Origin of the sequence: Pseudomonas sp. WMBT8, from assembly GCF_050916005.1 — a bacterium.
Classification (GTDB): Bacteria; Pseudomonadota; Gammaproteobacteria; order Pseudomonadales; family Pseudomonadaceae; genus Aquipseudomonas.
Window position 1 is genome coordinate 4,160,518 of record NZ_CP188096.1, and the last position, 25,931, is coordinate 4,186,448.

A 25,931-nucleotide genomic window follows, 5' to 3' on the forward strand; every position below is an offset into this window, starting at 1 on the left:
CTACCCCGCCCTGCCTGGGTCAGGCTTCGCTGGTCGCCAATACCTGGCGCTCGCGGGTCACTGGGGTTTTCTCCAACTGCATGCAGCGTTCCAGGAACAGGTACATGTAGTCGTAGCTCTTGCACACGGCCTGGCGCAACTCCACTTGCAACGCCTTGCTCGGGTTCATCCCCGCCAGGGTGCAGATGATTTCCAGTGCTTCCCACGGGTGGGCGTCATCGTACTGGGCATGCATCTTCAGCCACTTCATGGCGCGCTTGCGATCTTCTTCGGGGAACGCTGCGGCATACACGCCCGTCGAACACACCAGCGCAGACCACTCCCCAGTGGCCCCCTCGATGGCGTAGTTGGTGGCCGCAATCGCGACGATCAACGAGTCGGCCGAACTGGTGTGCCAGCACCAATGGCTCAGTGCATGCAACTCGGGCGGTACGTTCTGCGCCTGCAACTCTTCCAGGCCAACACCATGGGCGCGCGCCCAATGCACCCAATAATCGGCATGGTTCAGTTCCACGCGAATATTGCGCATCAACCAACGTCGCGCCATATCCTCGCCAGGGTGACGGGCAAACTTGGTCTTGGTCAGGTTTTGTGCCATGTACAACGCGAACTGTTCCACCACTGGCCAGCCACCAATCAGGTAATGGCGCATGGTCTTGGCACTGAGCTTGTTATCGCGCATGCGCTGGTACAGTTCGTGTTCGACAACTCGGCGCTTGCTCTCGCTACAGTCCTGGATCAGTTGCTGAGCCCAGGCGGGGTAACTTGAGGCTTCCATAAGCGGGCCGGTTCTGCTGAATGTGTCGATCACTGTCGGGCTCCTTTTGATGTGTGATGTGTACAGACCAGCAGATGTTTCAGCGGAACGTGCCGGGCGCCCTGAACAACAGAGGCTGCGGGCGCGCAGGTCGACACTGCAAACTATCGAAGGTAAACAATTGCGGGCGTTCAATCAGGTAGCCCTGAGCGTAGTCCACGCCGATCTCGAGCAATGCCTGCTCGATGTGCGGCGTTTCGACAAACTCGGCAATAGTGCGCTTACCCATGACATGGCCGATGTGGTTGATCACTTCGACCATGGCGCGGTTAATCGGGTCGTCCAGCATATCCTTTACGAAACTTCCATCGATCTTCAGGAAGTCTACAGGTAAATGTTTGAGGTAGGCGAATGAGGACATCCCCGCACAAAAGTCATCCAGGGAGAAGCAACAACCCAAGGCCTTGAGCTCATTGATAAAACGAATCGCGCTGCCCAGGTTGGAAATTGCACTGGTTTCAGTGATTTCAAAACAGATCATCCCCGGCGGAATGCCGTAGGCGCTGAACTTCTCCCGCAAAAAGCGCAGGAAGTCGTCATCGCCGATGGTAATGCCCGACAGGTTGATCGCACACATCGCCATGGGCCTGCCCGGTCGCTCGACCATGCAGCGGGCAATCAGCTTGAACACGTTCTCCACCACCCAGCGGTCCAGGGAGGTCATCAACCCGTAACGCTCGGCGGCCGGGATAAAGCTGTCGGGCAAGATCATCCGCCCGGCCTCATCGTGTAGGCGCAGCAGAATCTCGATATGCCCGTTGCCCGCCTCGGTTTGGCCCAAGGGGGCGATTTCCTGGGCATATAGGCAAAAACGGTCCTCTTCCAGGGCCATGTGCAAGCGTTGGATCCAGGCCATTTCGCCAAAACGCAGGGACAATTCGGTGTCATCGGCGTGATAGACCTGCACCCGGTTGCGTCCCTTCTCCTTGGCCATGTAGCAGGCCATATCGGCAGCACGCAACGAAGTTTCCAGGGTGGTCGGGGTGTGGGTGATATGCACCAGGCCGATACTGACCGTGGTGACAAACGGTCGGCCTTTCCAGACGAAGTGCAGGTTTTGCACGGTGTGACGCAGGCTCTCGGCGATTTTCTCGGCCACCGGCGCCGGGCAGTTCTCCAGCAGAATGCCAAACTCATCACCGCCCAGGCGGGCCAGGGTATCGCCTTCGCGCAGGTCCGATTGCAGCAGGGCGCAGATATGCCGCAGCAATTCATCGCCTGCCGCATGGCCACAGGTGTCGTTGACCAGTTTGAACTGGTCCAGGTCGAGGAACATCAAGGCATGCCGCGCCGACTGCTGGCGCCCGATGCCGTGTAGCACCTGCTCCAGGCGATACTCAAATTCGCGCCGGTTGGCCAGCCCGGTCAATGCATCATGGGTCGCCTGCCAGGACAGATTGGCGATGTATTGGCGCTCCTGGGTCATGTCGTGCAACACCAGCACCGCCCCGCTGACCTTGCCAGCACTGCGGATCGGTGCGCCCACCAGGGTCACGGACACGGTACTGCCATCCAGGCGCTGGATCAGCTTGGAGTGCTCGCTGCCACCACTGAGTTGGCCGTCAAGAATGTGATCGATCAGGGTAAACCCATCGGCCTGGGCGTGTTCATCCAGCAGATTGAACAGCGCGGCCAACGGCAAGCCCTGGGCCTGGGCCGCGTTCCAGTGGGTCAGGGATTCCGCCGCCGGGTTCATATAGGCGATCGCCCCGTCGACATCGGTGGTGATCACCCCATCGCCAATGGACTCCAGGGTGATCTGCGCCCGCTCCCTCTCCAGTTGCAAGGCATCGGCAAACGCGTGCCGCTGGGCCAAGAGCTTGCGGGTGCGCAGCAACGCCAGGGCTATCAGGCCGAGGGCGGTGGCCAGGTTGGTGGTCACCAGCAGGCGCAGAATCATCCTGGAGCCTTCGCCCAGGGCATCGCTGAAGGCCTTGGCCGCCGGTGTCACGCCATCGTTGATGGCGATAATCCGCTCTTTCCAGGCATGGATGTCGACGCTGCTGACCCGATTGGCAATGATCCCCCTGTGCATCTCCTGCGCCAGGTCATCGAGTTGCACCAGGTAGCCATCACCGATGGTCCACAGTTCGATGGCTTTTTCCAGGTAGCTGAAATGGCGAAAGTTGAGATAGAGCCAGATCAGGCTCGACACATCATCTGGATGGTTGCCGCCCTTGAGAATCCCCAGGCGCGCCGCCGCGAGGTCAGGGCTGGGGCGATCAAGGGCAACCCGCAACTCGTGCCCGCCCTGGGGCACCGCAATCGCATTCTGGTATTTGAGAAAAGTCGCCTGGTCGCGGTTGTCAGCGTATAGCGTCAGATAGTAGATGGCGTCTTTCTGGCCCTTGGACCACAGGCTCTCGCCCGCCACATAGCCGCGCACGGCCGACAGCATGTAGAGGCTGACGCAGCCCAGCAGTGCCTGAAACAGGACGACGGCAATAAAGGGCCAGACAATGCCCAGCAACCTTGGTGTTCCGAGAGTTCGCTTCTGCTTCATGAGGTCCCTTGCATCAGCACAGGCGAGTAAAAACTGCTCCTGACAGCACAGCCGAGGCCAAACGCGATCCCTCCAGGATCGGATACGGGATCGATTCAGCGAACTTGTTGCAAGTGTCCATAAAGCTTGGCGTACAAACCGCCATCGGCTATCAGTTGCTGGTGGTCGCCATCTTCGGCAATGTGTCCACCGTCAAACACCAATACCCTATCAGCCTGCTTCACCGCCGACAAACGGTGAGCAATGATCAGTGTAGTACGCCCACTGAGAAACCGCGCCAGCGCCTGGTGCAGGTTGTATTCGGTGGCCGCATCCAGGGCCGAGGTGGCTTCGTCGAGGATCACCACCTTTGGCTCGGCCAGTACCATTCGGGCAATCGCCAGGCGTTGGCGCTGGCCACCGGACAAGCGCACGCCAGAGCGCCCGACAATACTGTCCAGGCCCTTGGGCAACCCTTTGACCGTAGCCTCCAGCTGGGCGATTTCTAGGGCCTGCCAACAGGCCTGGTCGCTGCGTTCGCGGCCCATGGTCAGGTTGGCGCGCACGGTATCGTTGAACAGTGCCGGGTGCTGCAGCACCACCGCGACATGCTCGCGGATGGTTTCCAGGCCAATCGCCTGCTGGGTCGCGCCGCCGAAGCGGATCGTGCCCGCCTGCGGGGTGTAGAGCCCCAACAGCAGTTGCACCAGGGTGCTTTTACCGCCGCCACTGGCGCCGACAATCGCCACCTTCTCGCCGGGAGCGATGGCCAGGTTCAGTTGGTTGAGCACCAGGTCTTCGCCGTAGCCAAAGTCCAGGCCCCGCACCTCGATACCCACGGTTTCGTGCCCGGTAAACGGATCCTCGCCCCCGGCATATTGCGGCTCGTCGGCGCGGGCCAGCAGTTCGTTGATGCGCGTCAGCGCGCCACCGGCAGCGTAGTAGGCGTATTGCAGGTTCAGCAGTTGCTCCACCGGGCCGATCATGAACCACAGGTAGCTGAACACCGCGAGCATCTGGCCGATGGACAGGTCGGAAAACAGCACGGTGAGCATTGCCGCCGCGCGAAAGATGTCGATACCAAACTGGAACAGCAGGCCACTGGCGCGGCTGGAGGCGTCGCTTTTCCATTGGGAGTTGATGGCAAAGTCGCGCACTTCCTGGGCACGCTGCCCCAGGCGCCCGAGGAAAAAGCCCTGGCGATTGCCGGCGCGCACTTCCTGGATCGCATCCAGGGTTTCCGTCAGCGCCTGGGTAAACCGCGAGGTGCTGTCGTTTTCCAGCTTCTTCAGGTGCTTGACCCGCTTGCCCAACTGCACCGTGGCATAGATCACCAACGGGTTGAACAGCAGGATCAACAGCGCCAGCTTCCAGTGCATCCACATCAGGATCCCGGAGGTGCCGACCAGGGTCAACGTGGCCACCAGGAACCGGCTCAAGGTTTCACCGACAAACTTGTCCACCGTGTCCAGGTCGGTGACCAGGTGCGTGGTCACGGTGCCGCCGCCCAGGCTTTCGTATTCGCTCAGGGAGATACGCTTGAGCCGTTCGATCAACCGCACACGGATGCGATAGACAATGTCCTTGGCCAGCCCGGCAAACAGGCGCGCCTGGACCACGTTGAACACCAGGGCCGCGCAACGCAGCACCAGGGTGATCAGCAGCATCAGGCCGATATAGCCGGCGGCCTGCTGCCAGGCTGCTGGCAACGCATGGTTCATCACTTTCAACGCGCCATCGCCATTGCCCAGCAGCACCTCGTCCACCAGCAGAGGCAGGAGCAAGGGAATCGGCACGCTGCACAGGGTCGCCAGAACGGCGACACCATTGGCGATCCACAGGGCTTTTTTATGGCGCAGGGCCAGGCGGCGGATTTCTGCCCAGGTCAGCCGATCAACCCGTGGCGTTGGCTGATCATGCACAGGCAGCTCGCTCCAGCCAGCGACCGAGCAAAGGTGCGAGCTCGGACAGCGGCTGGTAGCCGTTGGTCAACAAGGCCAACTGGCCATTGCGCTCGGCCAGCAAGGTGGGGAAGCCGGCAATGCCCAGATCCTGCACCCAGGTAAAATCGGCGGCCGTGGCTGCATGCTGCTCGGCACGGTCAAAGGCCTCGGCAAACTCGATACGCGGCACCCCGGCGGTCTCGGCCAGTTCCACCAGCACACTGGCGCGGGTCACATCGCGGCCCTCGACATAAAACGCCTGCTGGATCAGCCCGAGCAAGGTCCAGGCGCAATCCGGCGCCAGGCCGCGCGCGGTGACCAGGGCCCGGCAGGCCGGCTCCGTGTCATACACAAAGCCATCAGGCAAGGCGCCCTCCAGGCGGAACGGCTGGCCAGTGGCTTCAGTCACCGCCTGCCAGTGCTCCAGGATATAGCGCCGGGTGGCCGGCTCCAGCGCCGCGCCACTGCCGGTGCGCAAGCCGCCCACCACCAGGTGCAACTCCACGCCCGCTGCCTGGGCCTGCTCAACCAGGGCCTTGGCCACCGGGGCAAAACCCCAGCACCAGGAACACATCGGGTCCATCACATAGAGCAGGCGCGCAGACATGGTTCAAGCCTCGGTGGATGATTGCTTGTAGTTGTAACCAATCGGGTGCGGCATGTTGCGGGCCTTGGCCAGCTCGATCTGCTTCTGACGGTCGATCGCACTGCGACGGGTCTTCTCGGACAGCTTATCCCAGCAGTGCGGGCAGCTGATGCCGGCCACGTAATGCTCGGATGCGCGGTCCTCTACGCTAACCGGAGTACGGCAGGCATGACATTGATCGTAGTCACCTTCGCTCAAGTCGTGGCGCACGGTCACGCGGTTATCGAAAACAAAGCAGTCGCCCTGCCACTTGGTCTCTTCCTGGGGCACTTCTTCGAGGTATTTGAGGATGCCACCCTTGAGGTGATACACCTCATCGAAGCCCTCGCTGAGCATATAGCTCGAGGCTTTTTCACAACGAATGCCGCCGGTGCAGAACATGGCGACTTTCTTGTGCCGGGCCGGGTCGAAGTTGGCTTTGATGTAGTCGGGAAATTCGCGAAAACTCGTAGTCTTCGGGTCGATTGCGCCTTCAAAGGTGCCGATCGACACTTCATAGTCGTTACGGGTATCGATCAACAGCACTTCTGGATCGCTGATTAACGCGTTCCAGTCTTGTGGATCAACGTAGGTCCCGACTTTCTTGTTCGGGTCGACGCCTTCGACGCCCAGGGTCACGATCTCTTTTTTCAGCTTGACCTTGGTGCGGTAGAACGGCTGCTCGTCGCAGTACGACTCTTTGTGATCGATATCGACCATGCGTGGGTCGTTCTTCAGCCAGGCCATCAGGCCATCAATGCCTTCGCGGCTGCCGGAAACGGTACCGTTGATGCCTTCTTCGGCGATCAGCAAGGTGCCCTTGATGCCGTTGTCGACCATGGCCTGCAACAGCGGCTCGCGCAGGGCCACGTAATCTTCGAGGGTGACGAACTTATACAGTGCCGCCACGACGATGGGTTGTGTCATGGGTGTTCTCTCCAGGTGGCTACCCTCGTAAAGGGTGAACCGGATGCAAAAAAAACGCGCCGACTGAGCGGCGCGTTGCGGATTCTAGCAAAACATAGGCCTTTGTAGCAGCCGGATATCAGTGTTTGCTACCGCCAGCGCAGGTCGGCGAGGCCGGGGCTGCGTCGGTTTTTGCCCATTCTTCAGGCGTGTAGGTGTGCAGCGCCAGCGCATGGAACTCGCTCATCAGGTCACCCAACGTGGCGTAGACCTTCTGATGGCGCTTGACCCGGTTGAGCCCCTCGAACTGCTGGCTGACCAGCACGGCCTTGAAATGCGTCTGCAATCCACGGCTGTGCATATGGCTTTCGTCCAGCACACTCAGGTGTTCCGGGCTCAGGGCGGCAAGTGCCGATTCGATACGCTGCTGCATGGTCATTGCTTACTTCTTCTTGGCGGGTGCGGCTTTGGGGGTCAGCTCGTTGGTCATGTCTTCCAACAGCTTGTTCACGACAGGTACCGCGCTTTCCAGCTTGGCCTGGGTCAGTTGGGCCGATTGCTGGGTCAGTTGCGGCATTTTCTCCAAAACTTTCTTGCCCAGTGGCGACTTGTAGAAGGCAACCAGGTCTTTGAGTTCGGACTCGCTGAAGTTGCTGGTGTACAGCTTGACCATGTCCGGCTTGAGCTTGTTCCAGCCAATGGCCTGGTCCAGGGCGGCGTTGGCCTTGGCCTGGTAGGTGTCCAGAACGGTTTGCTTGGCGGCAGGCGCCTTGGTCTGCTCGAAGCGCTGGGCGAACATTTGTTGCACTTGCATGTACACCGGGGTGCCCAGCTTGTCTGCGTGAGCCAGGGTCAGGAAGGCTTCGGCACTGGCGTTGTGGCTGGCGGTATCGGCAAGAACCTGGCCGCTGGCACAGACCAGAGCAACCGCGGTACAGATGGCACGAAGACGAGTCATCGAGTTTCCTTTTCTAGCAGGCGAGGTAAGACCCCAAGGGCGACCATTCTGCGCCTAAAAAACGCCGGCACTCAACCCCACGCCTTGTAGGGCCTGGTTTTGCGAGGGTTTGCCCGATGAAATGGCTTTTATGGAACCCAAACGTGCCGCCAGGGCCTAAACTGCGCAAACCGACTACAAGGAGAGTCCCTGCGATGAGCCGTATCGAAACCGACAGCCTGGGCGAAGTACAAGTCCCGGATGACGCTTACTGGGGCGCACAGACCCAGCGTTCACTGGTCAATTTCGCCATCGGCGAGCAACGCATGCCACTGGCGGTACTCCACGCCTTGGTCCTGATCAAGAAAGCTGCAGCGCGGGTCAACGACCGCAACGGCGACCTGCCCGCCGACATCGCCCGGCTGATCGAACAGGCCGCTGACGAAGTGCTCGACGGCAAGCATGATGACCAGTTCCCGCTGGTGGTCTGGCAGACCGGCAGTGGCACCCAGAGCAACATGAACGCCAACGAAGTGATCGCCGGCCGCGCCAACGAGCTGTCGGGCAAGGCCCGTGGCGGCAAGAGCCCGGTGCACCCCAACGATCACGTCAACCGTTCCCAGAGCTCCAACGACTGCTTCCCCACCGCCATGAGCATCGCCACCGTGCAGGCGGTGCACGAGCAATTGCTGCCGGCGCTGCGTGAGCTGTCCGGCGGGCTGGCGGAGTTGTCGGCGCGCCATATGAAGCTGGTCAAGACCGGTCGCACCCATATGATGGATGCCACGCCCATCACCTTTGGCCAGGAGGTCTCGGCGTTTATCGCGCAACTGGATTATGCCGAGCGCGCCATTCGCAGCGCCCTGCCCGCCGTCTACGAACTGGCCCAGGGCGGCACGGCGGTCGGCACCGGCCTGAACTCGCCCCATGGCTTTGGCGAGGCGATTGCCGCAGAAATCGCCGCGTTGTCCGGGTTGCCGTTTGTCACCGCACCCAACAAGTTCGCCGCACTGTCGGGCCATGAGCCGCTGACCACCCTGTCTGGCGCCCTGAAGACCCTGGCCGTGGCCTTGATGAAAATCGCCAACGACCTGCGCCTGCTGGGCTCGGGCCCGCGCGCGGGGCTGGCCGAAGTGCGCCTGCCAGCCAACGAGCCGGGCAGCTCGATCATGCCCGGCAAGGTCAACCCGACCCAGTGCGAGGCCCTGTCGATGCTGGCCTGCCAGGTGCTGGGCAACGACGTGACCATCGGCATTGCCGCCAGCCAAGGGCATTTGCAGTTGAACGTGTACAAGCCGGTGATTATCCACAACCTGCTGGAGTCGATCCGTTTGCTGGCCGACGGCTGCCGCAACTTCCAGGAGCATTGCATCGCAGGCCTTGAGCCCGACGCCGAGCAAATGGCCGCGCACCTGGAGCGTGGCTTGATGCTGGTGACGGCGTTGAACCCGCATATCGGCTATGACAAGTCGGCGCAGATTGCCAAGAAGGCCTATACCGAAGGGCTGACACTGCGCGAAGCCGCGCTGGAGCTGGGCTACCTCACCGATGCCGAGTTCGACCAGTGGGTACGCCCGGAAAACATGCTCGAAGCCGGGCACTGATCCCCTCTCCTGTAGGAGCCGGCTTGCCGGCGAAAAACGTCAACGATAACGCGGGGTGACTGATGCCCCGCGTTGCCCTTGGGTTTTTCGCCGGCAAGCCGGCTCCTACAGAGGTTGTATCAACCTTGCGCGCCGGGCCTTGAGCCCGGCGATCAAGGACGGGGCCAACGCCACTGACGCCGATCCCAGCACCACCAGCACCGCACCGCCATAACCCAGGCCGTTGATCTGCTCGGCATGCACATAGTCGGGCCACAACCACGCCGCAATCGCCACCGCCACAAAGGTCACCAGCGGTGTGATCGCCAACGTCGCACTGACCCGCGACGCCTCCCAGTGGGCCAGGGCCTCGGCAAATGCGCCATAGGCAATCAGCGTATTGAAGCAGCACGCCAGCAACAGCCAGCCTTGCAAGGGGCTCAGTTGCAGCGCCTCCATGGGATGCACCCACGGCAACAGGAGAAACGCGCAACACAGGTAAATCACCATCATCACCTGCAACGAATTCCACACCGTCAGCAACTGCTTCTGGCCCAGGGCGTAGAACACCCAGATGGTGGTCGCCAGCAGAATCGTCAGCACCCCGGCGGTGTAGGTGCCCAGGGACGTCAACAGCTCCGCCAGGCGCTGGTTGAAGAACAGTCCAAAGCCGATGATCAATACCAGCAAGCCAACGCCCTGCCCCAGGCTGAAACGCTCCTTGAACAGGAACACACTGGCAATCATCAAGAAGATCGGCCCCATCTGCACCACCAGTTGCGCCGTGCCGGGGCTCAACATCTTCAGCCCGACCAGGTAGAGCACGTAGTTGCCCACCAGGCCGCACACCGCCATCGCCACCAGCCAGCCACCGCGCTTGCCCAGGACTTTCGGGCTGGGCAGGCGCTTGACCGCGGCCAGGTAGACGAACAGGCAACTGCCGGACACCATCAGGCGAAACCAGGTCACGGTGATCGGGTCCATCACCTGCAGTACCTGTTTGAGCTTGATCGGCAAAATGCCCCAGAGCAGCGCGGTCAGCAGGGTCAGGGATAAGCCGTAGACCCAGCGGCCGGAAGAGATGTGCATGAGTGCCCCAAGAGCCAGAGGTAGAGGAACCCGCATTCTAGGGGGATGTGGGTAAACCTTGGCGAAGTTTTTTATCAGGCACACCACAAACCAACTGTGGGAGCGGGCTTGTCGGATCGCCGCATCGCCGCGAAGACGTCGGCCCAGTAAACATTGATGTTGACTGACCCACTGCTTTCGCGAGCAAGCCCGCTCCCACAGGGGATCTGCGCTTAACTGACTGGCATTAAGGCAAGCCCCCCACATTTGATCTGCGGTGTTTAATAGATCAGCGCACGGCTTCAAACAACCCAGTCGCCCCCATCCCGCCGCCGACGCACATGGTGACGATGCCATAGCGCAAATTGCGCCGTTGCAGCTCCCGTACCAGATGCCCCACCTGCCGCGAGCCGGTCATGCCGAACGGATGGCCGATGGAGATCGAGCCGCCATTGACGTTGTACCGGGCATTGTCGATCTCCAGGCGATTGCGCGCATACAGGCACTGCGAAGCAAACGCCTCGTTGAGTTCCCACAGGTCGATGTCCGCCACTTGCAGGCCACGGGCCTTGAGCAATTTGGGCACCGAGAACACCGGGCCGATGCCCATCTCGTCCGGCTCACAACCGGCAACGGTAAAACCACGGAAAAACGCCTTGGGCTTGAGCCCCAGTTCCAGGGCTTTTTCCAGGCTCATCACCAGGGTCATCGACGCGCCATCGGACAATTGCGACGAGTTTCCCGCTGTCACCGAGCCGTCCTCGGCAAACACTGGCTTGAGCCCGCTCAGGCTGGCCAGGGTGGTGTCCGGGCGGTTGCAGTCGTCGCGGTCGACCACGCCATCGAGAATCTGCACCTGGCCAGTGTTCTTATCCTCGACCTTATACTTGACCGCCATGGCCACGATTTCATCGTCAAACAACCCGTCGGCCTGGGCCTGGGCGGTGCGTTGCTGGCTTTGCAAGGCGTACAGGTCCTGCTCCTCGCGGCTGACGTTATAGCGGCGAGCGACAATCTCGGCAGTCTGGCCCATGGGGAAATAGATGCCCGGCACCTGCTCCTTGAGCAAAGGGTTGATCAGGTTGTCGGTATTCACGCTCTTCATGGTCAGGCTGATGGACTCGACGCCACCGGCGACAATGATGTCGCTGCACCCCGAGGCAATCTGGTTGGCCGCAATGGCAATCGCCTGTAGCCCCGAGGAGCAGAAACGGTTGAGGGTCATGCCGGCGGTGCCGGTGCCCAGGCGCGACAGCACCGCCACGTTACGACCGATGTTGTAGCCCTGGGCGCCTTCGTTGGAGCCGGCACCGACAATGCAATCCTCGACACTGGCCGGGTCGATGCCGCTGCGGCTCAGCAGCGCATTGACGCAATGCGCGGCCATGTCATCGGGGCGGGTCTGGTTGAACTTGCCGCGAAAGGACTTGGCCAGGCCGGTTCGCACGCTGTCGACGATCACTACTTCACGCATGGGCTACCTCAATCTTGTCGTTGTTGGGAGACAGATCGAGGATAGATCCAGCGCCGGGTGATCGCGACGATCATTCACCTGGCGTATGCAAAAGCATGGCGCTATTTGTGCTTCTTCTTTTTGTCGTGCTTGTCGGACTTGGCGAACGCCTCTTCCAGCGCCAGGTTGATGGTGCGCAACACCTTGACCCGCGCCCAGCGCTTGTCATTGGCTTCCACCAGGGTCCAGGGCGCGATCTCGGTGCTGGTGCGATCCACCATGTCGCCCACCGCCGCCCGGTAGGCATCCCACTTGTCGCGGTTGCGCCAGTCGTCTTCGGTGATCTTGAAGCGTTTGAACGGAATTTCTTCCCGGGCCTGGAAGCGCTCCAGTTGGGTCTGTTTATCGATGGCCAGCCAGAACTTGACCACGATCACCCCGGAATCGCGCAGTTGCTCCTCGAAATCGTTGATCTCGGCGTAGGCGCGCATCCAGTCGGCCGTGGTGCAAAAGCCTTCGATACGCTCTACCAGCACGCGGCCGTACCAGGAGCGGTCAAACACCGTGAACATGCCCCGCGCCGGGATCTGCCGCCAGAAGCGCCACAGGTATGGCTGGGCGCGTTCGTCTTCAGTAGGCGCGGCAATCGGCACGATGCGGTACTGGCGTGGGTCCAGCGCCGCCGCGACCCGGCGGATCGCCCCACCCTTGCCCGCCGCGTCGTTCCCTTCAAAAACCGTGACCAGCGCATGTTTGCGCATGCGCTTGTCGCGCATCAGGCCCGACAACCGTGCCTGTTCGGTAATCAGTTGCTCTTCGTAGTCGTCCTTTTCCAGGCGCTGGGTCATGTCCAGGCTGTCGAGCAGGCTCATCTGGTCCACCGACGACGGCAATGGCGCCGGCTGGATCCCGCTGGCCCTGGCCTTGGGCACCTTGAGGGCATTTTGCAGGCCCTCCAGGAGGATCTTGCCCACGGTCAGGCCGCGGTAATTGGCGTCCACGCCTTCGATCACATGCCAGGGCGCATAGTCACGGCTGGTGCGGCGCAGCACGCGCTCACCGAAATGCACGAACTTGTCGTAGGTCTCGGACTGCTGCCAGTCCAGCGGGCTGATGCGCCAGCTATGCAGCGGGTCGTCCTGCAGGGCCTTGAGCCGCGCCTTCATTTGTTTCTTGGACAGGTGGAACCAGAACTTGAAGATCAGCGCCCCTTCATCGCAGAGCATCTGCTCCAGGCGTTCGGCCCCGGCAATGGCCTGGTCCAGGCGCGCATCCTTGATCTGGCCGTGGACCCGCGCCTGCAACATCTGGCTGTACCAGTTGCCGAAAAACACCCCCATGCGCCCCTTGGCCGGCAATTGCCGCCAGTAGCGCCAGGCCGGTGGGCGGGCCAGTTCTTCGTCGGTCTGCTGGTCGAAGGTGCGCACCTCGATCAGGCGCGGGTCCATCCACTCATTGAGCAGCTTGACGGTTTCACCCTTGCCGGCGCCCTCGATGCCATTGATCAGCACGATGACCGGGAAGCGCCCCTGCTGGTGCAACTCGAACTGCGCCTCCAGCAAAGCTTCCCGCAAGGCCGGGACTTCAGCGTCGTAAGTGTCCTTATCGACGGCGTGACCGATTTCGGCAGATTCAAACATGGGCGACTCCCTTCCAAGATGGATCAAGACTAGCGGATTGGGCAGCGTGGCGGGCAAGGAATTCCAGGCCACTTGCCGTGGATCAATGGCTCAGCCCTCGGGCACATGGCAGATGCCCAGATCCTGGTGTTTCAGCATCTGTAGGGTCAGGCGCTCTACCACCTCGGCGATGGCCTGCCGGCGAGGGGTCTGCAGGTCTTGCATTTGCCTGAGGTAGTCGCCGTCGGTGAGGTTCTGGCTGTTCTCGAAGAGCAGTTGCTGCTGTACATCAAAAGGTTCAGTCGCGGCCTGGAAGGTGCTGGGAAATTGCTGCTTGAGATGGGTTTTCCAGAATGACAGTTGCGTCAAAAACTGCAGGAGTGCAGGTGACAGCTCGGCCGTGCGCACCTGGGAATGGGCGAGTGCCAGCCCTTCGGGGGTCACATTGGCAATCGACACATACTGCGCGTATTTGGGTTGCCTCGGCAGTTCCAACTCCTTGGCCAACCCCATGCGAAACGCCAGGCTGACCTCCAGCGGATCCTCGCTGGCATGCTCGGCCGCATAGCCCAGGGCAATTTTTTCCAACTCGCCCAGGCGAAACAGACGCCGGCCCAGGCTCAGGAATCCGCGGGGGCTGCCCTGCCTGCGTCCGGCCTGTAGCATCGCCTGCTCGACCTCGATCAAGACTTCGATCTGGCTGAAAATATCAGCGGCTCCATCGCCACAATTCACCGGATGCGCCGCCAGCTGAAACACTCGCTCGCGCAGCTCGATACTGTCATGGCTCGACTGCAAGACGTCCCACACCCGCCGGCTCAAATCCTCGCGCACGTGCCGGCTGTCAGCGGTCCTGGACAATTGCGCAAGCAACTCGAACAGCGGCGCGCAGTCCGGGTCATCGCGCAGGTTGGCCCAGATGCCGCGCTTGATCGCATTGCGATTGGCCACTTCATCCGGCAGCCACAACGCCCGGGCTTTCAACTCGGTGAAGCGCGATTGATCGTCATCGACATAGCCCATGCCAATACCCACCGCCTCGCGGTAGCGCGTGAGCGCCGTCACCGCCGAGGTGGACAACGGGTTGCCCGCCAGGTTGAGTGCCTGGCTGAAACTGCGGGTGGCGCTAAACAGCCATTCGGGCAGCAGGGTGATCCAGTTGTCGCGCAGGTCCACCTGGTCCAGATAGGCCAGGCGCCCGAGCCCGGAGGGCACGTCGACGATGCGGGTGTCCTGTAGCAACAGCGTATGCAAGCCGCGCATGGCGCTGACATCCAGGTGCCCTTCCACCGGGTTGTGGCTCAGGTCCAACAGCTGCAACGTGCTCATATCGGCGAGCTTGCGCCGGGTGTATTCGGTCAACGCCAACTGATTGTGGGACAACGACAGGCTGCCCAGATCAGGCATGCGCGACAGATATTCCGGCAACCGGGTCAGGCGGTTACGGTCCAGGTCCAGGCGGCGCAGCCCCTTGAAGCACTTGAGGAAATAAGCCACGTCATCACCCAGGCGCATATTGCGCAGTGACAGGCGCTGCACATGGTCGAAGCGAATTTCAGGCGGCAGGTTCGGCAACGAGCCCACGCGCATCCCGTCCAGGGACAGGCCAGCAACGGGCAGCTCGCGCTCATTGGGCATAAAGCTCTGCTGGCGCCAGCAGGCCTCGATACGCTCGGCCACTTGCTGGCGGCTCTGGCGGATGTTCCTCAGGCCCGGTTGCTGCTCCAAGCCGCCGATGTCGTTTTTCCAGTGTTTGAGTACCGCACGCAGGCGCCCAAGCTCGGCGCGCAGACGCTCTACCGCATGGGCACGAGCAAGTTCGTCGGCCCCCAGGCCCTGCAGCAACGCAGAGGCTTGAGCCTGCGTGAACAGCGGATAAAGCCACTGCAACTTGCGCACCAGGGGCGAGTTTTGGGTAAAAGAGCCGGTGGGTGAATCCGCCACACGGCAAGGTGCTTGCACTGCCTGGGGCTCCAGTGCCCCATCGGAAAACGCCTCGGCGGCGCGATCACGCTCACTCTGGGCCCTGGCGGCAATCAAGCGGCGCAACCGCCATCCATGCTCGGCCTGCGCCTGGGGCCTGCCCAGGGTGCTTGCGTCTTCAATGGCCTCAAATAGCCCGTCCACTCCAGAACGCACACTCCCCAGGCTCAGGCCACTGGCATCGAACGCCTGGAACCCTGCAGCCGTACGCACCACCACCAGCCGCACACTGGCACCTTCGACGGCGCCCACGGCCAGTAACGCCCCCTGGGGTGAATCTGCGCGCATCTCCAGGTGCAGCCGGGGATCCCAACCCTCGATGCGCGGCAGCGTGCGCACCGCCACGCACTGGGTGTCGAGGCCGGCCAATTCCGGCTGTTCGAAACCGGCCAAGGCGCGGTCCAGGCGTTGTTCGGCCAGCGCAGCACGCACCGCCTCTGCCAGGCCCATGGGCACTCGCTGCTGCTCGCGCAGCAACTCGAGCTCCACCGACGAGGCGCGCGCCATCAACTCGCGCATCACCCTGGACGGCAATTGCGCATAGGTGCTGCGCAGTACCGCCCACTCCTCGGGCACTGGCCCGTCATAGGCCTGGTACATCTGCTCAAACAGCGGCTTGCGATCCGCCTTGAGGTGCGCCAGTAAACGCCGCGCCAACACCCCATGTTGCTGGTCGGCAGCAACGTCCTCCCCCAACAGGGCGAGTTTTTGCGATTCGTCGAGCTCCGACAGCAGCACATCAAACACTTGCCCTTCAGCCACTGCGTGCTGCGTGATTGGCAGCCGATGAGTGCCACTAGCGGGGTAACGCGCCGTCACCGCGCCCTGCGCATCCACCACCTCGAAATAGCGTCCCTCGGGCCAATCCGGCAACAGCGCCAAGGCCTGCATCTGCGCGGTCGCGTGTTCGGCGTTGAGGTACACACCACGCTCCAGCAGCCAGATCAGGTCGCGAATCGACTGCTCCACCCGGAACCGCTCATACACATCACGAAAGCGCGCGGGAAAGGGCAAGCACTCGCGAGCCAGGTGGTACGCCCAGGGGGGCTGCATATCCAAGATGTCGCTGACCAGGCGCAGCTTGCGCGAATCCAGGTGGGGGTGACGACTGCCGGGCTCCAGGCGCGAGAACAGGTAATCCTGGTCCTCCCAGCGTTCAGGCTGTTCGAATGCAAAGCGCCAGGCGCCCTCGCCGTTGTGCAGGAGCGCAGGGCGATAGGCATCCTGGCGTGTCGGATGGAGGGCGTGCCATTGGCCCAGCTTGGCGTCAAAGGCAATCCGATGAACGAAACCGACCACTTTGACGTAGCAATGGCCGCCAATCCGGTAGATGCCTTCTGCGTCCGTCATCACGTTCTCGGGCAACTGCTGACGGTGCGCGTACCGGGCAATATCGGGCCGCCAGAGCCGCAGATGTCCATCGGTCGAGCGCACCGCTTCCAGCTCCGCAAAAAAGCGCCCCATGCTCAACTGCGCACGCTTCAACACGTTGCCCACCACTTTGGCGCCGGCTGCGAACACCACCATCGAGGTGATACTTTGCGCCACCGCGCCCAGTTGCCTGAGCGCCTCGCCCTTGTCCCCCCGCCGCCAGTCCTCGATGCCGTCATACACCTCGCCGAGCAGTTGCCCCACCGCCACGCCCGTCATCAGCAGGGCCAAGGCCGGGACGACAAAACCGGCGAGGTTGAGCAAGGTCAATCCAGCCTCCAGATACTCCATCAGGCGCTGCTTGCGCACCTCTTCGTCCACGTCCGCCACGGGCACCGCCAGCGTGCGCGCATCGATCTGCAACTTGCCCACGTAAGTACTGAAAAAGTGCCTGGCCAGGCTCACCATGACGGGCCGGGCCTCCAGCACGCCAAGGCTGCGGTGCTCGTCGAATCGCGAGAAAAACCCCACCCGGTCAACCTCCCCCAGGTAGCCGGTAAAGAAGCGCCGATAGCTGCTCACTTCCAGCTTCAGTTCCAGGTAAACCTTGAAGTCGTTGAGGGATGGGTACTCGAAAAACGGCCGCTGTGGTTCATTGGGCATGTAGACCACACAAGGCTGCTGGGGGTATTCGCCAATCGGGCGGGCCGAAAACACCAGCACGCTCCACAGGCAGCAATCGCGTGCATTGAGGCCTTGCCAGAGCACGGGGCGCCCCTGGTACAGCTGGCTCTTCGCCGCGGCCGGGCTGAGGTCCTGCTCCAGCAATGCGCACAACATGGCGTAGGTTTCGCGGCTGATATCGCCGCGCATCAGGGCGATATGGGCATCGATCTTTACGTCCAGGGTTTTCATCCGGCCGATCGACAGCGCCACGTCACTGGCAACGCCCTCGTCGCGATCGAGGTGGAACACCTCATTGATGTGCTGCTGGTACCGACGCCCGAGGTCGAGCGCCCGGCAACCTTCGGCAAACTCATGGGGCGCAACGCCGATAACGCTGCGGTCTTGCGCTTGCAGCCGCGACTCGACGGGATATCGCTCGGCAAGGGCCTCATCCGCCGAAAAGTTCTGCATGGCCCTATGCAACAGGCTCTGTTTTTCCAGGCGCACGGTGCGCTCATACTCGCGCGGCAACACATCTGCCTGATACTCGTAGAAGGCCCGGATAAACAGGTCCTTTTTTGGCTCCAGCGTGACCTGCCACTGCGCCTGGCCGTAGGCCTGCAACTGCTCGCTGCAAAACTCGTCCAGACTGCGCAATGCCTGCAAGTGCTGCGTGACGCCAGCCTTGGCCTCTTCAACATACGCCGCGTCCCGCTCCAGCGCCTCCAGCAACCCTGGCGGGGAATTGATCATCCAGCCCGGCAGGCGCTGTTGCAGGACCTGGGCCTTGGCCAGGTCGCCAGTCATCTCCAGCAAGGCAGCTTGCAACTGCTGCCGGGTCAATTGAGTGAATGTGTGGGTCAAATCAGCCTGTGCCTGCATGCGCAATGTTCCTTATTGCCATGGATCAAAACACCACGATACCCGCTGCGCCATGCTCGATTAACGCTGATTCCTGATCGCTTGCGCGCCATTGCAGAGGTTTTTTGCATGGATCAAATAGCCGGCTAACACCCGCGCCAACCCTGGCCCCCGTGATCGACTAGAATGGCCGCCTTGCCTTTGCCGAGTTGCCCATGAACCCCGTACAGCCCAATGCCCAGCTCGACTGGGACGACCAGGGACGCCCGCGCTCGCGGGTGTTCGACGACGTGTATTTTTCCGACCAGTCGGGCCTGGAAGAAACCCGCTACGTGTTCCTTGAACAGAACCGCCTGCAAGAGCGCTTTGCCGCGCTGCCGGTGGGTGGGCGCCTGGTGATCGGGGAAACGGGGTTTGGCACCGGGTTGAATTTTTTGTGTGCCTGGCAACTGTTTGCACAGCACGCGACGCCGGGGGCGCGCCTGCATTTTGTCAGTGTGGAAAAGTACCCGCTGAGCCACGCCGACCTGCAACGCGCCCTCGCCCTCTGGCCAGAGCTCAAACCGTTGGCCGAGCAATTGCTGGCGCAGTACATCGCCATCCACCCGGGTTTCCAGCGCCTGGTCCTGGATAACGGGCGGGTGACGCTGACGCTGCTGATCGGCGATGCCCTGGAGCAACTGCCGCAGCTCGACGCCCAGATCGACGCCTGGTTCCTCGATGGTTTTGCCCCGGCGAAAAACCCCGAGATGTGGACCGCCGAGCTGTTCGCCGAACTGGCGCGCCTGGCTGCCCCCGGCTCGACCATCAGCACCTTCACCAGCACCGGCTGGGTGCGGCGCCTGCTCAATGGCGCCGGGTTCAAGATGAAACGCACGCCGGGCATCGGCCATAAGTGGGAAATCCTGCGCGGTGAGTTTCTTGGCTGGCCGGCCGACGCGGCGCCAGTTGCGGCGATCAAGCCGTGGTTCGCCAGGCCACCGGCCCCCAAAGGCGAACGGCGGGCCCTGGTGATCGGCGGCGGCATGGCCGGTTGCGCCAGCGCGGCCAGCCTCGCCGCACGGGGCTGGCAAGTCAGCCTGCTGGAACGGCATGCCGGCCTGGCCCAAGAGGCCTCGGGCAATCCGCAAGGGGTGCTCTACCTCAAGCTGTCGGCCCATGGCACGGCCCTTTCGCAGATGATTGTCAGCGGGTTCGGGCATACCCGGCGCCTGCTGGAACACTTGCAACGGGGGGTGGATTGGGACGGTTGTGGCGTGCTGCAACTGGCGTTCAATGCCAAGGAGGCCGAACGCCAGGCGCAACTGGCCCAGGCATTTGCCCCTGACTTGCTGCACCTGCTGGACCGGGATCAGGCCCAGGCCCGCGCCGGGATTAGCCTGGAGCATGGCGGGTTGTTTTTCCCCGAGGGCGGCTGGGTGCATCCGCCGGCGTTGTGCCAGTGGCAGGCAAGTCAGCCGGGGATCACGGTGCATGTGCATCATCAAGTGTTGGCGCTGCGCAAAGTCAACGATCAATGGCAGGCCTGGGACGGCGACCGGTTGCTGGCCAGCGCCCCCGTGGTGGTGCTGGCCGGGGCGGCCGAGGTCAAGCAGTTTGCCGCCAGCGCCGAGCTGCCCCTCAAGCGCATTCGCGGACAGATCACCCGCTTGCCACAGACTGCCGCCAGCCAGGCGTTGGCTACCGTGGTCTGCGCCGAAGGCTATGTGGCACCGGCCCGCCTGGGCGAACATACCCTGGGCGCCAGCTTTGATTTCAAGAGCGATGACCTGACCCCCACCGTCGCCGAGCACGCGGGGAACCTGGAACTGTTGCAGGAAATCTCCCCCGACCTGGCCCAGCGCCTGCGCACCGCCATGCTCGACCCGCACACCCTGAAGGGCCGCGCGGCGTTTCGCTGCACCAGCCCGGACTATCTGCCGATTGTCGGGCCACTGGCCGATCCCCAAGCCTTCGCCCTGGCCTTTGCCGCCCTGCGCAAGGACGCCCGCCACACACCAGACACCGCCTGCCCATGGTTGGACGGCCTGTACGTCAACAGCGGCCACGGTTCACGGGGCCTGATCACCGCGCCGCTGTCGAGTGAACTGCTGGCGGCATGGCTGGACAACGAACCGCTGCCCCTGCCCCGCAGCGTGGCCGAGGCCTGTCATCCCAACCGTTTTGCGCTGCGGGCGTTGATTCGCAGCAACGTGGCAAAAACACCTGGCTAAGCTCGCGGCCCGCCACTTTCGGCATACGCCTGCTCAATGGCCAGGAACACCTGGGAATCAGCGTTGACCAGCCAGGTCGGCAGCCGGTCTTACAAGACCTGCGCCTTGTCCAGGTCACCGGTGAAATCCAGCAGCGTTGCCATTAATTCGTCCTGAGTCACAGGTTCGACAACCTGGCTCAAATGACCTGTTTGCGTGATTCACAACGTTCCTTCATTGCATTGTTCAATGACGCCAGACGATAAGCCCACGCTCGCCTTGAAAAGGTTCAAATAGCTGGGGAGTTGCCTGGCGAAACACCCCATTATTTGCATCTGAGCTTGACCTGATTACCCCCCGTTTCACCCACGCCCCGCAAGCCGCCGCGTGGCCTGCGACACAAGCAGGCCGTTTGCCATATAACTTATTGATCTAAAACTCCACCTATAGCCACGGGTCAGTCCTTGGGTACCCGCCGTTTTGGCGCGTGCATGTTTGCCCCTCCCCAACGGAAAAACCGGTAAGGACTTTATGTGCGGATTAGCTGGAGAACTGCGTTTCGATCATCAACCTGCCGACCTGGCAGCGGTGGAACGAATCACCCATCACTTGGCGCCACGCGGACCTGACGCGTGGGGCTTCCATGCCCAAGGGCCAATTGCCCTGGGCCATCGTCGCCTGAAAATCATGGACCTGTCGGACGGCTCGGCCCAACCGATGGTCGACGCCCAACTGGGCCTGTCCCTGGCGTTCAATGGCGCGATCTACAACTTCCCGGAGTTGCGTACCGAGCTTGAAGCCCTGGGCTACGCCTTCTATTCGGGCGGTGACACCGAAGTGCTGCTCAAGGGCTATCACGCCTGGGGCGAAGCCTTGCTGCCCAAGCTCAATGGCATGTTTGCCTTTGCCATCTGGGAGCGCGACAGCCAGCGCCTGTTCATCGCCCGCGACCGCCTGGGCGTCAAGCCGTTGTACCTGTCACGCACCGGCCAGCGCCTGCGCTTTGCCTCGGCATTGCCGGCGTTGCTCAAGGGCGGTGATATCAACCCGATCCTCGACCCGGTGGCGCTCAATCACTACCTGAATTTCCACGCCGTGGTGCCGGCACCGCGCACCTTGCTGGCGGGCATCGAAAAACTGCCGCCGGCCACCTGGATGCGTATCGAGGCCAACGGTGCCACCGAGCAGAAAACCTGGTGGACCCTGCCCTACGGCCCCCATGACGATGAAAAACACCTGACCCTGGAAGACTGGACCGACCGCGTGCTCGACAGCACCCGCGAAGCCGTGGCCATTCGCCAACGGGCGGCGGTGGATGTGGGCGTGTTGCTTTCAGGCGGTGTGGATTCGAGCCTGCTGGTGGGCCTGCTGCGTGAAGTCGGGGTGCAGGACCTGTCGACCTTCTCCATCGGTTTTGAAGATGCCGGCGGCGAGCGTGGCGATGAGTTCCAGTACTCCGACCTGATCGCCAAGCATTACGGCACCCGACACCACCAACTGCGCATCGCCGAAAGCGAGATCATCGAGCAGTTGCCGGCCGCGTTCCGTGCCATGAGCGAGCCGATGGTCAGCCATGACTGCATTGCCTTCTACCTGCTGTCGCGGGAAGTGGCCAAGCATTGCAAGGTGGTGCAAAGCGGCCAGGGCGCCGATGAACTGTTCGCCGGTTACCACTGGTACCCGCAGGTGGACGGCGCCAGCGACCCTTACGCGGCTTACCGCGAGGCCTTCTTCGACCGCAGCTACGACGACTACGCGGCCACCGTGGCCCCGCAATGGCTGACCGCCAATGACGCCGCCGGCGACTTCGTGCGCGAGCATTTCGCCCAACCTGGCGCCGAGGCGCCTGTGGATAAGGCCCTGCGCCTGGACAGCACGGTGATGCTGGTGGATGACCCGGTCAAGCGTGTGGATAACATGACCATGGCCTGGGGCCTGGAAGCGCGCACGCCGTTTCTCGACTACCGCCTGGTGGAGTTGTCGGCGCGGGTGCCGGGCCGATTCAAGCTGCCGGACGGCGGCAAGCAAGTGCTCAAGGAAGCCGCGCGCCGGGTCATCCCCAGCGCGGTGATCGACCGCAAGAAGGGCTACTTCCCGGTGCCCGGCCTCAAGCACTTGCAGGGCGATACCTTGAACTGGGTGCGTGACCTGCTGCTGGATCCGAGCCAGGACCGGGGCCTGTTCAACCCGGCGATGCTCGACCGCCTGCTCACCGACCCCCAAGGGCAACTGACGCCGCTGCGCGGCTCCAAGCTGTGGCAATTGGCAGCGCTGAACCTGTGGCTCAGCGAACAAGGAATCTGATTGATGAAACCTCACGCCACGGCCTACAGCCAACGCCTGCTGCGCGGCCAGGCGCCGTCCTACGAACGCCTGCAAGCGCGCCTGGCCGAAGACGGCAGCGAACCGAGCGCGCAACCGATTGCCGTGCATTGCGGGTGGGGCCGGCTGTTGATCGGCCATACCTTCCCCGACCCGGCGAGCCTGGCCCTGGAGCTGCTCAACGAACAGCCGGGAGAACGGGATATCGCCCTGTATGTGGCCGCGCCCCAGCAGATCCTGGGGATCGATCCGCAACAGTTGTTCCTCGACCCCTCCGACACCTTGCGCCTGTGGTTCACCGACTACCGCCCGGCCACCCGGGTGTTTCGCGGCTTTCGCATTCGCCGCGTCCAGAGCGAAGCCGACTGGCAGGCGGTCAATCGCCTGTACCAGGGGCGCGGTATGTTGCCGGTGGATGCCAACCTGCTGACCCCGCGCCACCAGGGTGGCCCGGTGTACTGGCTGGCCGAGGATGAAGACAGCGGCGCAGTGATCGGCAGCGTCATGGGCCTCAATCATCAAAAGGCCTTCCATGATCCGGAAAGCGGCAGCAGCCTCTGGTGCCTGGCCGTGGACCCGCAATGCTCGCGGCCTGGCGTCGGCGAAGTGCTGGTGCGCCACCTGATCGAGCACTTTATGAGCCGCGGCCTGAGTTACCTGGACCTGTCGGTATTACACGACAATCGCCAGGCAAAAAGCCTGTACGCCAAGCTCGGCTTTCGTGCCCTTACAACGTTTGCCATCAAGCGCAAGAACGGCATCAACCAGCCGTTGTTCCTCGGGCCGGGGCCGCAGGCGGGGTTCAACCCCTATGCGCGCATCATTGTCGAAGAAGCGCACCGACGCGGGATTGATGTGCAGGTGGACGATGCCGCAGCCGGGTTGTTCACCCTCAGTCATGGCGGGCGCCGGGTGCGCTGCCGTGAGTCGTTGAGCGACCTGACCAGTGCGATCAGCATGACCCTGTGCCAGGACAAAAGCCTGACCCATAAAGTATTGAGCGCCGCCGGCTTGAAATTGCCAGCGCAACAACTGGCGGCCAGCGCCGACGATAACCTGGAGTTTCTCGACGAACACCAGCGCATCGTGGTCAAGCCCCTGGACGGTGAACAGGGCCAAGGCGTGGCCGTGGACTTGCAGACCATCGAAGAAGTGCAAGGCGCCATCGAGGCGGCGCGCCAGTTTGACTCGCGGGTATTGCTCGAGAGTTTCCACGAAGGCCTGGACCTGCGCATCCTGGTGATCGGCTTTGAAGTGGTGGCCGCCGCGATCCGCCGCCCGGCCCAGGTGATCGGTGACGGCAAGCATAGCGTCGGCGCCTTGATCGAGGCGCAAAGCCGCCGACGCCAGGCGGCCACCGATGGCGAAAGCCGGATCCCCCTGGACGACGAAACCCTGCGCACCTTAAAGGCAGCGGGTTACGACTACGACAGCATCCTGCCTTCGGGCGAAGTGCTGGCGGTGCGGCGTACCGCCAACCTGCACACCGGGGGTTGCCTGGAAGATGTCACGGCGACGCTGCATCCGACGCTGGTTGATGCAGCGGTGCGTGCGGCGCGCGCCCTGGATATTGCGGTGGTCGGCCTGGACCTTATGGTGCCGGCCGCTGACCAGCCGGAGTACGTATTTATCGAAGCCAACGAACGCGCAGGATTGGCCAACCATGAACCACAGCCCACGGCAGAACGGTTTGTGGATTTGTTGTTTCCCCACAGCCAAACCATGGCTTGAGACATGAGCTGTCTGGACGGGCCTCATCGCGGGCAAGCCCGCTCCCACAGGTTGATGTGTGAACACATTTAAAGGTGGGAGCTGGCTTGCCTGCGATGGGGCCGGCCGAGGCAACACATACCCAGCCCCTCATCGAAACCATCGATGCCCTCAATTCATCAGGAGTTTCCATGACCCGAACCATCCCCGAACCGGATCTCAACTACCTGCAGAAAGTGCTGCTGGAAATGCTCGCCATCCCCAGCCCCACTGGGTTTACCGACACCATCGTGCGCTACGTCGCCGAGCGCCTGGAAGAGCTGGGCATCCCCTTTGAGATGACCCGGCGCGGCACCATCCGCGCCACCCTCAAGGGCCAGAAAAACAGCCCGGACCGCGCGGTTTCCGCGCACCTGGACACCATCGGCGCCGCCGTGCGGGCGATCAAGGACAATGGCCGCCTGACCCTGGCCCCGGTGGGCTGCTGGTCCAGCCGTTTTGCCGAGGGCAGCCGCGTCAGCCTGTTCACCGACAATGGCGTGATCCGTGGCAGCGTCCTGCCACTGATGGCCTCCGGGCACGCGTTCAATACCGCAGTGGATGAAATGCCAATCAGTTGGGACCATATCGAACTGCGCCTGGACGCCTACTGCGCCACCCGCGCCGATTGCGATTCCCTGGGGATCAGCGTCGGTGATTTCGTGGCCTTCGACCCGCTGCCGGAATTTACCGAAAGCGGCCATATCAGCGCCCGCCACCTGGATGACAAAGCCGGCGTCGCAGCCTTGCTCGCGGCCCTCAAGGCCATCGTCGACAGTGGCGAACCGTTGCTGATCGACTGTCACCCGCTGTTCACCATCACCGAAGAAACCGGCAGTGGCGCGGCCGCCGCCTTACCCTGGGATGTCAGCGAATTCGTCGGCATCGACATTGCCCCGGTCGCCCCCGGCCAGCATTCCAGCGAGCATGCAGTAAGCGTGGCGATGCAGGACTCTGGCGGCCCCTACGACTATCACCTGTCCCGGCACTTGCTGCACCTGGCGGCGGAAAACGACCTGCCGGTACGCCGTGACCTGTTTCGCTATTACTTCAGCGACGCGCACTCGGCGGTCACCGCCGGCCACGATATCCGCACCGCGTTGCTGGCCTTTGGCTGCGATGCAACCCACGGCTACGAGCGCACCCATATCGACAGCCTCGCCGCCTTGAGCCGCCTGCTGGGCGCCTACATCCTCAGCCCGCCGGTATTTGCCAGCGATGCGCAACCGGCCCAGGGCTCCCTGGACCGCTTCAGTCATCAACTGGAACATGAAACACAAATGGAGAGCGACACCCGTGTGCCCTCGGTGGACAGCCTGGTCGGACAGAAATCCTGAGGCTGGCAACTATGATC

Annotated in this window: 16 protein-coding genes; 5 read left to right on the forward strand and 11 right to left on the reverse strand. The window is 62.4% G+C overall.

The window, feature by feature from the left end:
* Nucleotides 1-19: 19 nt before the first annotated feature.
* The 7 genes from ACO77H_RS18700 to ACO77H_RS18730 form a co-directional block, all read right to left on the reverse strand.
* Complete coding sequence (locus ACO77H_RS18700; protein WP_178123756.1) at nt 20-778, reverse strand: TenA family transcriptional regulator; 759 nt, start codon at nt 776-778, stop codon at nt 20-22.
* Between the two features lie 79 nt (nt 779-857).
* Nucleotides 858-3,320, reverse strand: a complete 2,463-nt coding sequence (locus tag ACO77H_RS18705; RefSeq protein ID WP_432754424.1) for an EAL domain-containing protein — start codon at nt 3,318-3,320, stop codon at nt 858-860.
* Between the two features lie 95 nt (nt 3,321-3,415).
* Nucleotides 3,416-5,221 carry an ABC transporter ATP-binding protein gene (locus ACO77H_RS18710; RefSeq protein ID WP_432754425.1) on the reverse strand — a complete coding sequence of 602 codons (1,806 nt, stop codon included), beginning with the start codon at nt 5,219-5,221 and terminating at the stop codon, nt 3,416-3,418.
* The gene (locus tag ACO77H_RS18715; protein ID WP_169952869.1) at nt 5,214-5,816 is read right to left on the reverse strand and encodes a DsbA family protein; all 603 of its coding nucleotides are present in this window, start codon (nt 5,814-5,816) and stop codon (nt 5,214-5,216) included. The genes ACO77H_RS18710 and ACO77H_RS18715 overlap by 8 nt, the downstream gene beginning before the upstream one ends.
* Before the next feature lie 36 nt (nt 5,817-5,852).
* The gene (locus ACO77H_RS18720; protein ID WP_170057031.1) at nt 5,853-6,794 is read right to left on the reverse strand and encodes a rhodanese-related sulfurtransferase; all 942 of its coding nucleotides are present in this window, start codon (nt 6,792-6,794) and stop codon (nt 5,853-5,855) included.
* Between the two features lie 118 nt (nt 6,795-6,912).
* Nucleotides 6,913-7,212 carry a BolA family protein gene (locus tag ACO77H_RS18725; RefSeq protein WP_115127821.1) on the reverse strand — a complete coding sequence of 100 codons (300 nt, stop codon included), beginning with the start codon at nt 7,210-7,212 and terminating at the stop codon, nt 6,913-6,915.
* 3 nt (nt 7,213-7,215) lie between these two features.
* Complete coding sequence (locus ACO77H_RS18730; protein WP_115127820.1) at nt 7,216-7,731, reverse strand: DUF2059 domain-containing protein; 516 nt, start codon at nt 7,729-7,731, stop codon at nt 7,216-7,218.
* Between the two features lie 194 nt (nt 7,732-7,925).
* Between ACO77H_RS18730 and ACO77H_RS18735 the strand changes: the two genes are divergently transcribed.
* Complete coding sequence (locus ACO77H_RS18735) at nt 7,926-9,314, forward strand: class II fumarate hydratase (RefSeq protein WP_169952765.1); 1,389 nt, start codon at nt 7,926-7,928, stop codon at nt 9,312-9,314.
* Between the two features lie 105 nt (nt 9,315-9,419).
* Here the strand turns inward: ACO77H_RS18735 and ACO77H_RS18740 are convergent, their stop codons facing one another.
* The 4 genes from ACO77H_RS18740 to ACO77H_RS18755 all read right to left on the reverse strand — a co-directional run bounded on the left by ACO77H_RS18740 (nt 9,420) and on the right by ACO77H_RS18755 (nt 18,335).
* Entirely contained in the window at nt 9,420-10,382 is a 963-nt protein-coding gene (locus ACO77H_RS18740) for a DMT family transporter (protein ID WP_170042771.1), read from the reverse strand.
* 268 nt (nt 10,383-10,650) lie between these two features.
* Nucleotides 10,651-11,835: a thiolase family protein gene (locus ACO77H_RS18745; RefSeq protein ID WP_169952767.1), complete on the reverse strand. Its 1,185-nt coding sequence runs from the start codon at nt 11,833-11,835 to the stop codon at nt 10,651-10,653.
* Nucleotides 11,836-11,936: 101 nt separating this feature from the next.
* Entirely contained in the window at nt 11,937-13,454 is a 1,518-nt protein-coding gene (gene pap, locus ACO77H_RS18750) for a polyphosphate:AMP phosphotransferase (RefSeq protein WP_169952768.1), read from the reverse strand.
* Nucleotides 13,455-13,544: 90 nt separating this feature from the next.
* A complete protein-coding gene (locus ACO77H_RS18755) occupies nt 13,545-18,335 on the reverse strand; it encodes an NEL-type E3 ubiquitin ligase domain-containing protein (protein WP_432754426.1) in 4,791 nt (1,596 codons plus the stop codon).
* 194 nt (nt 18,336-18,529) lie between these two features.
* Between ACO77H_RS18755 and mnmC the strand changes: the two genes are divergently transcribed.
* The 4 genes from mnmC to ACO77H_RS18775 all read left to right on the forward strand — a co-directional run bounded on the left by mnmC (nt 18,530) and on the right by ACO77H_RS18775 (nt 25,914).
* Entirely contained in the window at nt 18,530-20,527 is a 1,998-nt protein-coding gene (mnmC, locus tag ACO77H_RS18760) for a bifunctional tRNA (5-methylaminomethyl-2-thiouridine)(34)-methyltransferase MnmD/FAD-dependent 5-carboxymethylaminomethyl-2-thiouridine(34) oxidoreductase MnmC (protein WP_432754427.1), read from the forward strand.
* Nucleotides 20,528-21,037: 510 nt separating this feature from the next.
* Entirely contained in the window at nt 21,038-22,810 is a 1,773-nt protein-coding gene (locus tag ACO77H_RS18765) for an N-acetylglutaminylglutamine amidotransferase (protein ID WP_169952772.1), read from the forward strand.
* A gap of 3 nt (nt 22,811-22,813) precedes the next feature.
* Nucleotides 22,814-24,559: an N-acetylglutaminylglutamine synthetase gene (gene ngg, locus ACO77H_RS18770; RefSeq protein WP_170042767.1), complete on the forward strand. Its 1,746-nt coding sequence runs from the start codon at nt 22,814-22,816 to the stop codon at nt 24,557-24,559.
* A gap of 170 nt (nt 24,560-24,729) precedes the next feature.
* The gene (locus ACO77H_RS18775) at nt 24,730-25,914 is read left to right on the forward strand and encodes an osmoprotectant NAGGN system M42 family peptidase (protein ID WP_115127811.1); all 1,185 of its coding nucleotides are present in this window, start codon (nt 24,730-24,732) and stop codon (nt 25,912-25,914) included.
* Nucleotides 25,915-25,931: the final 17 nt, after the last annotated feature.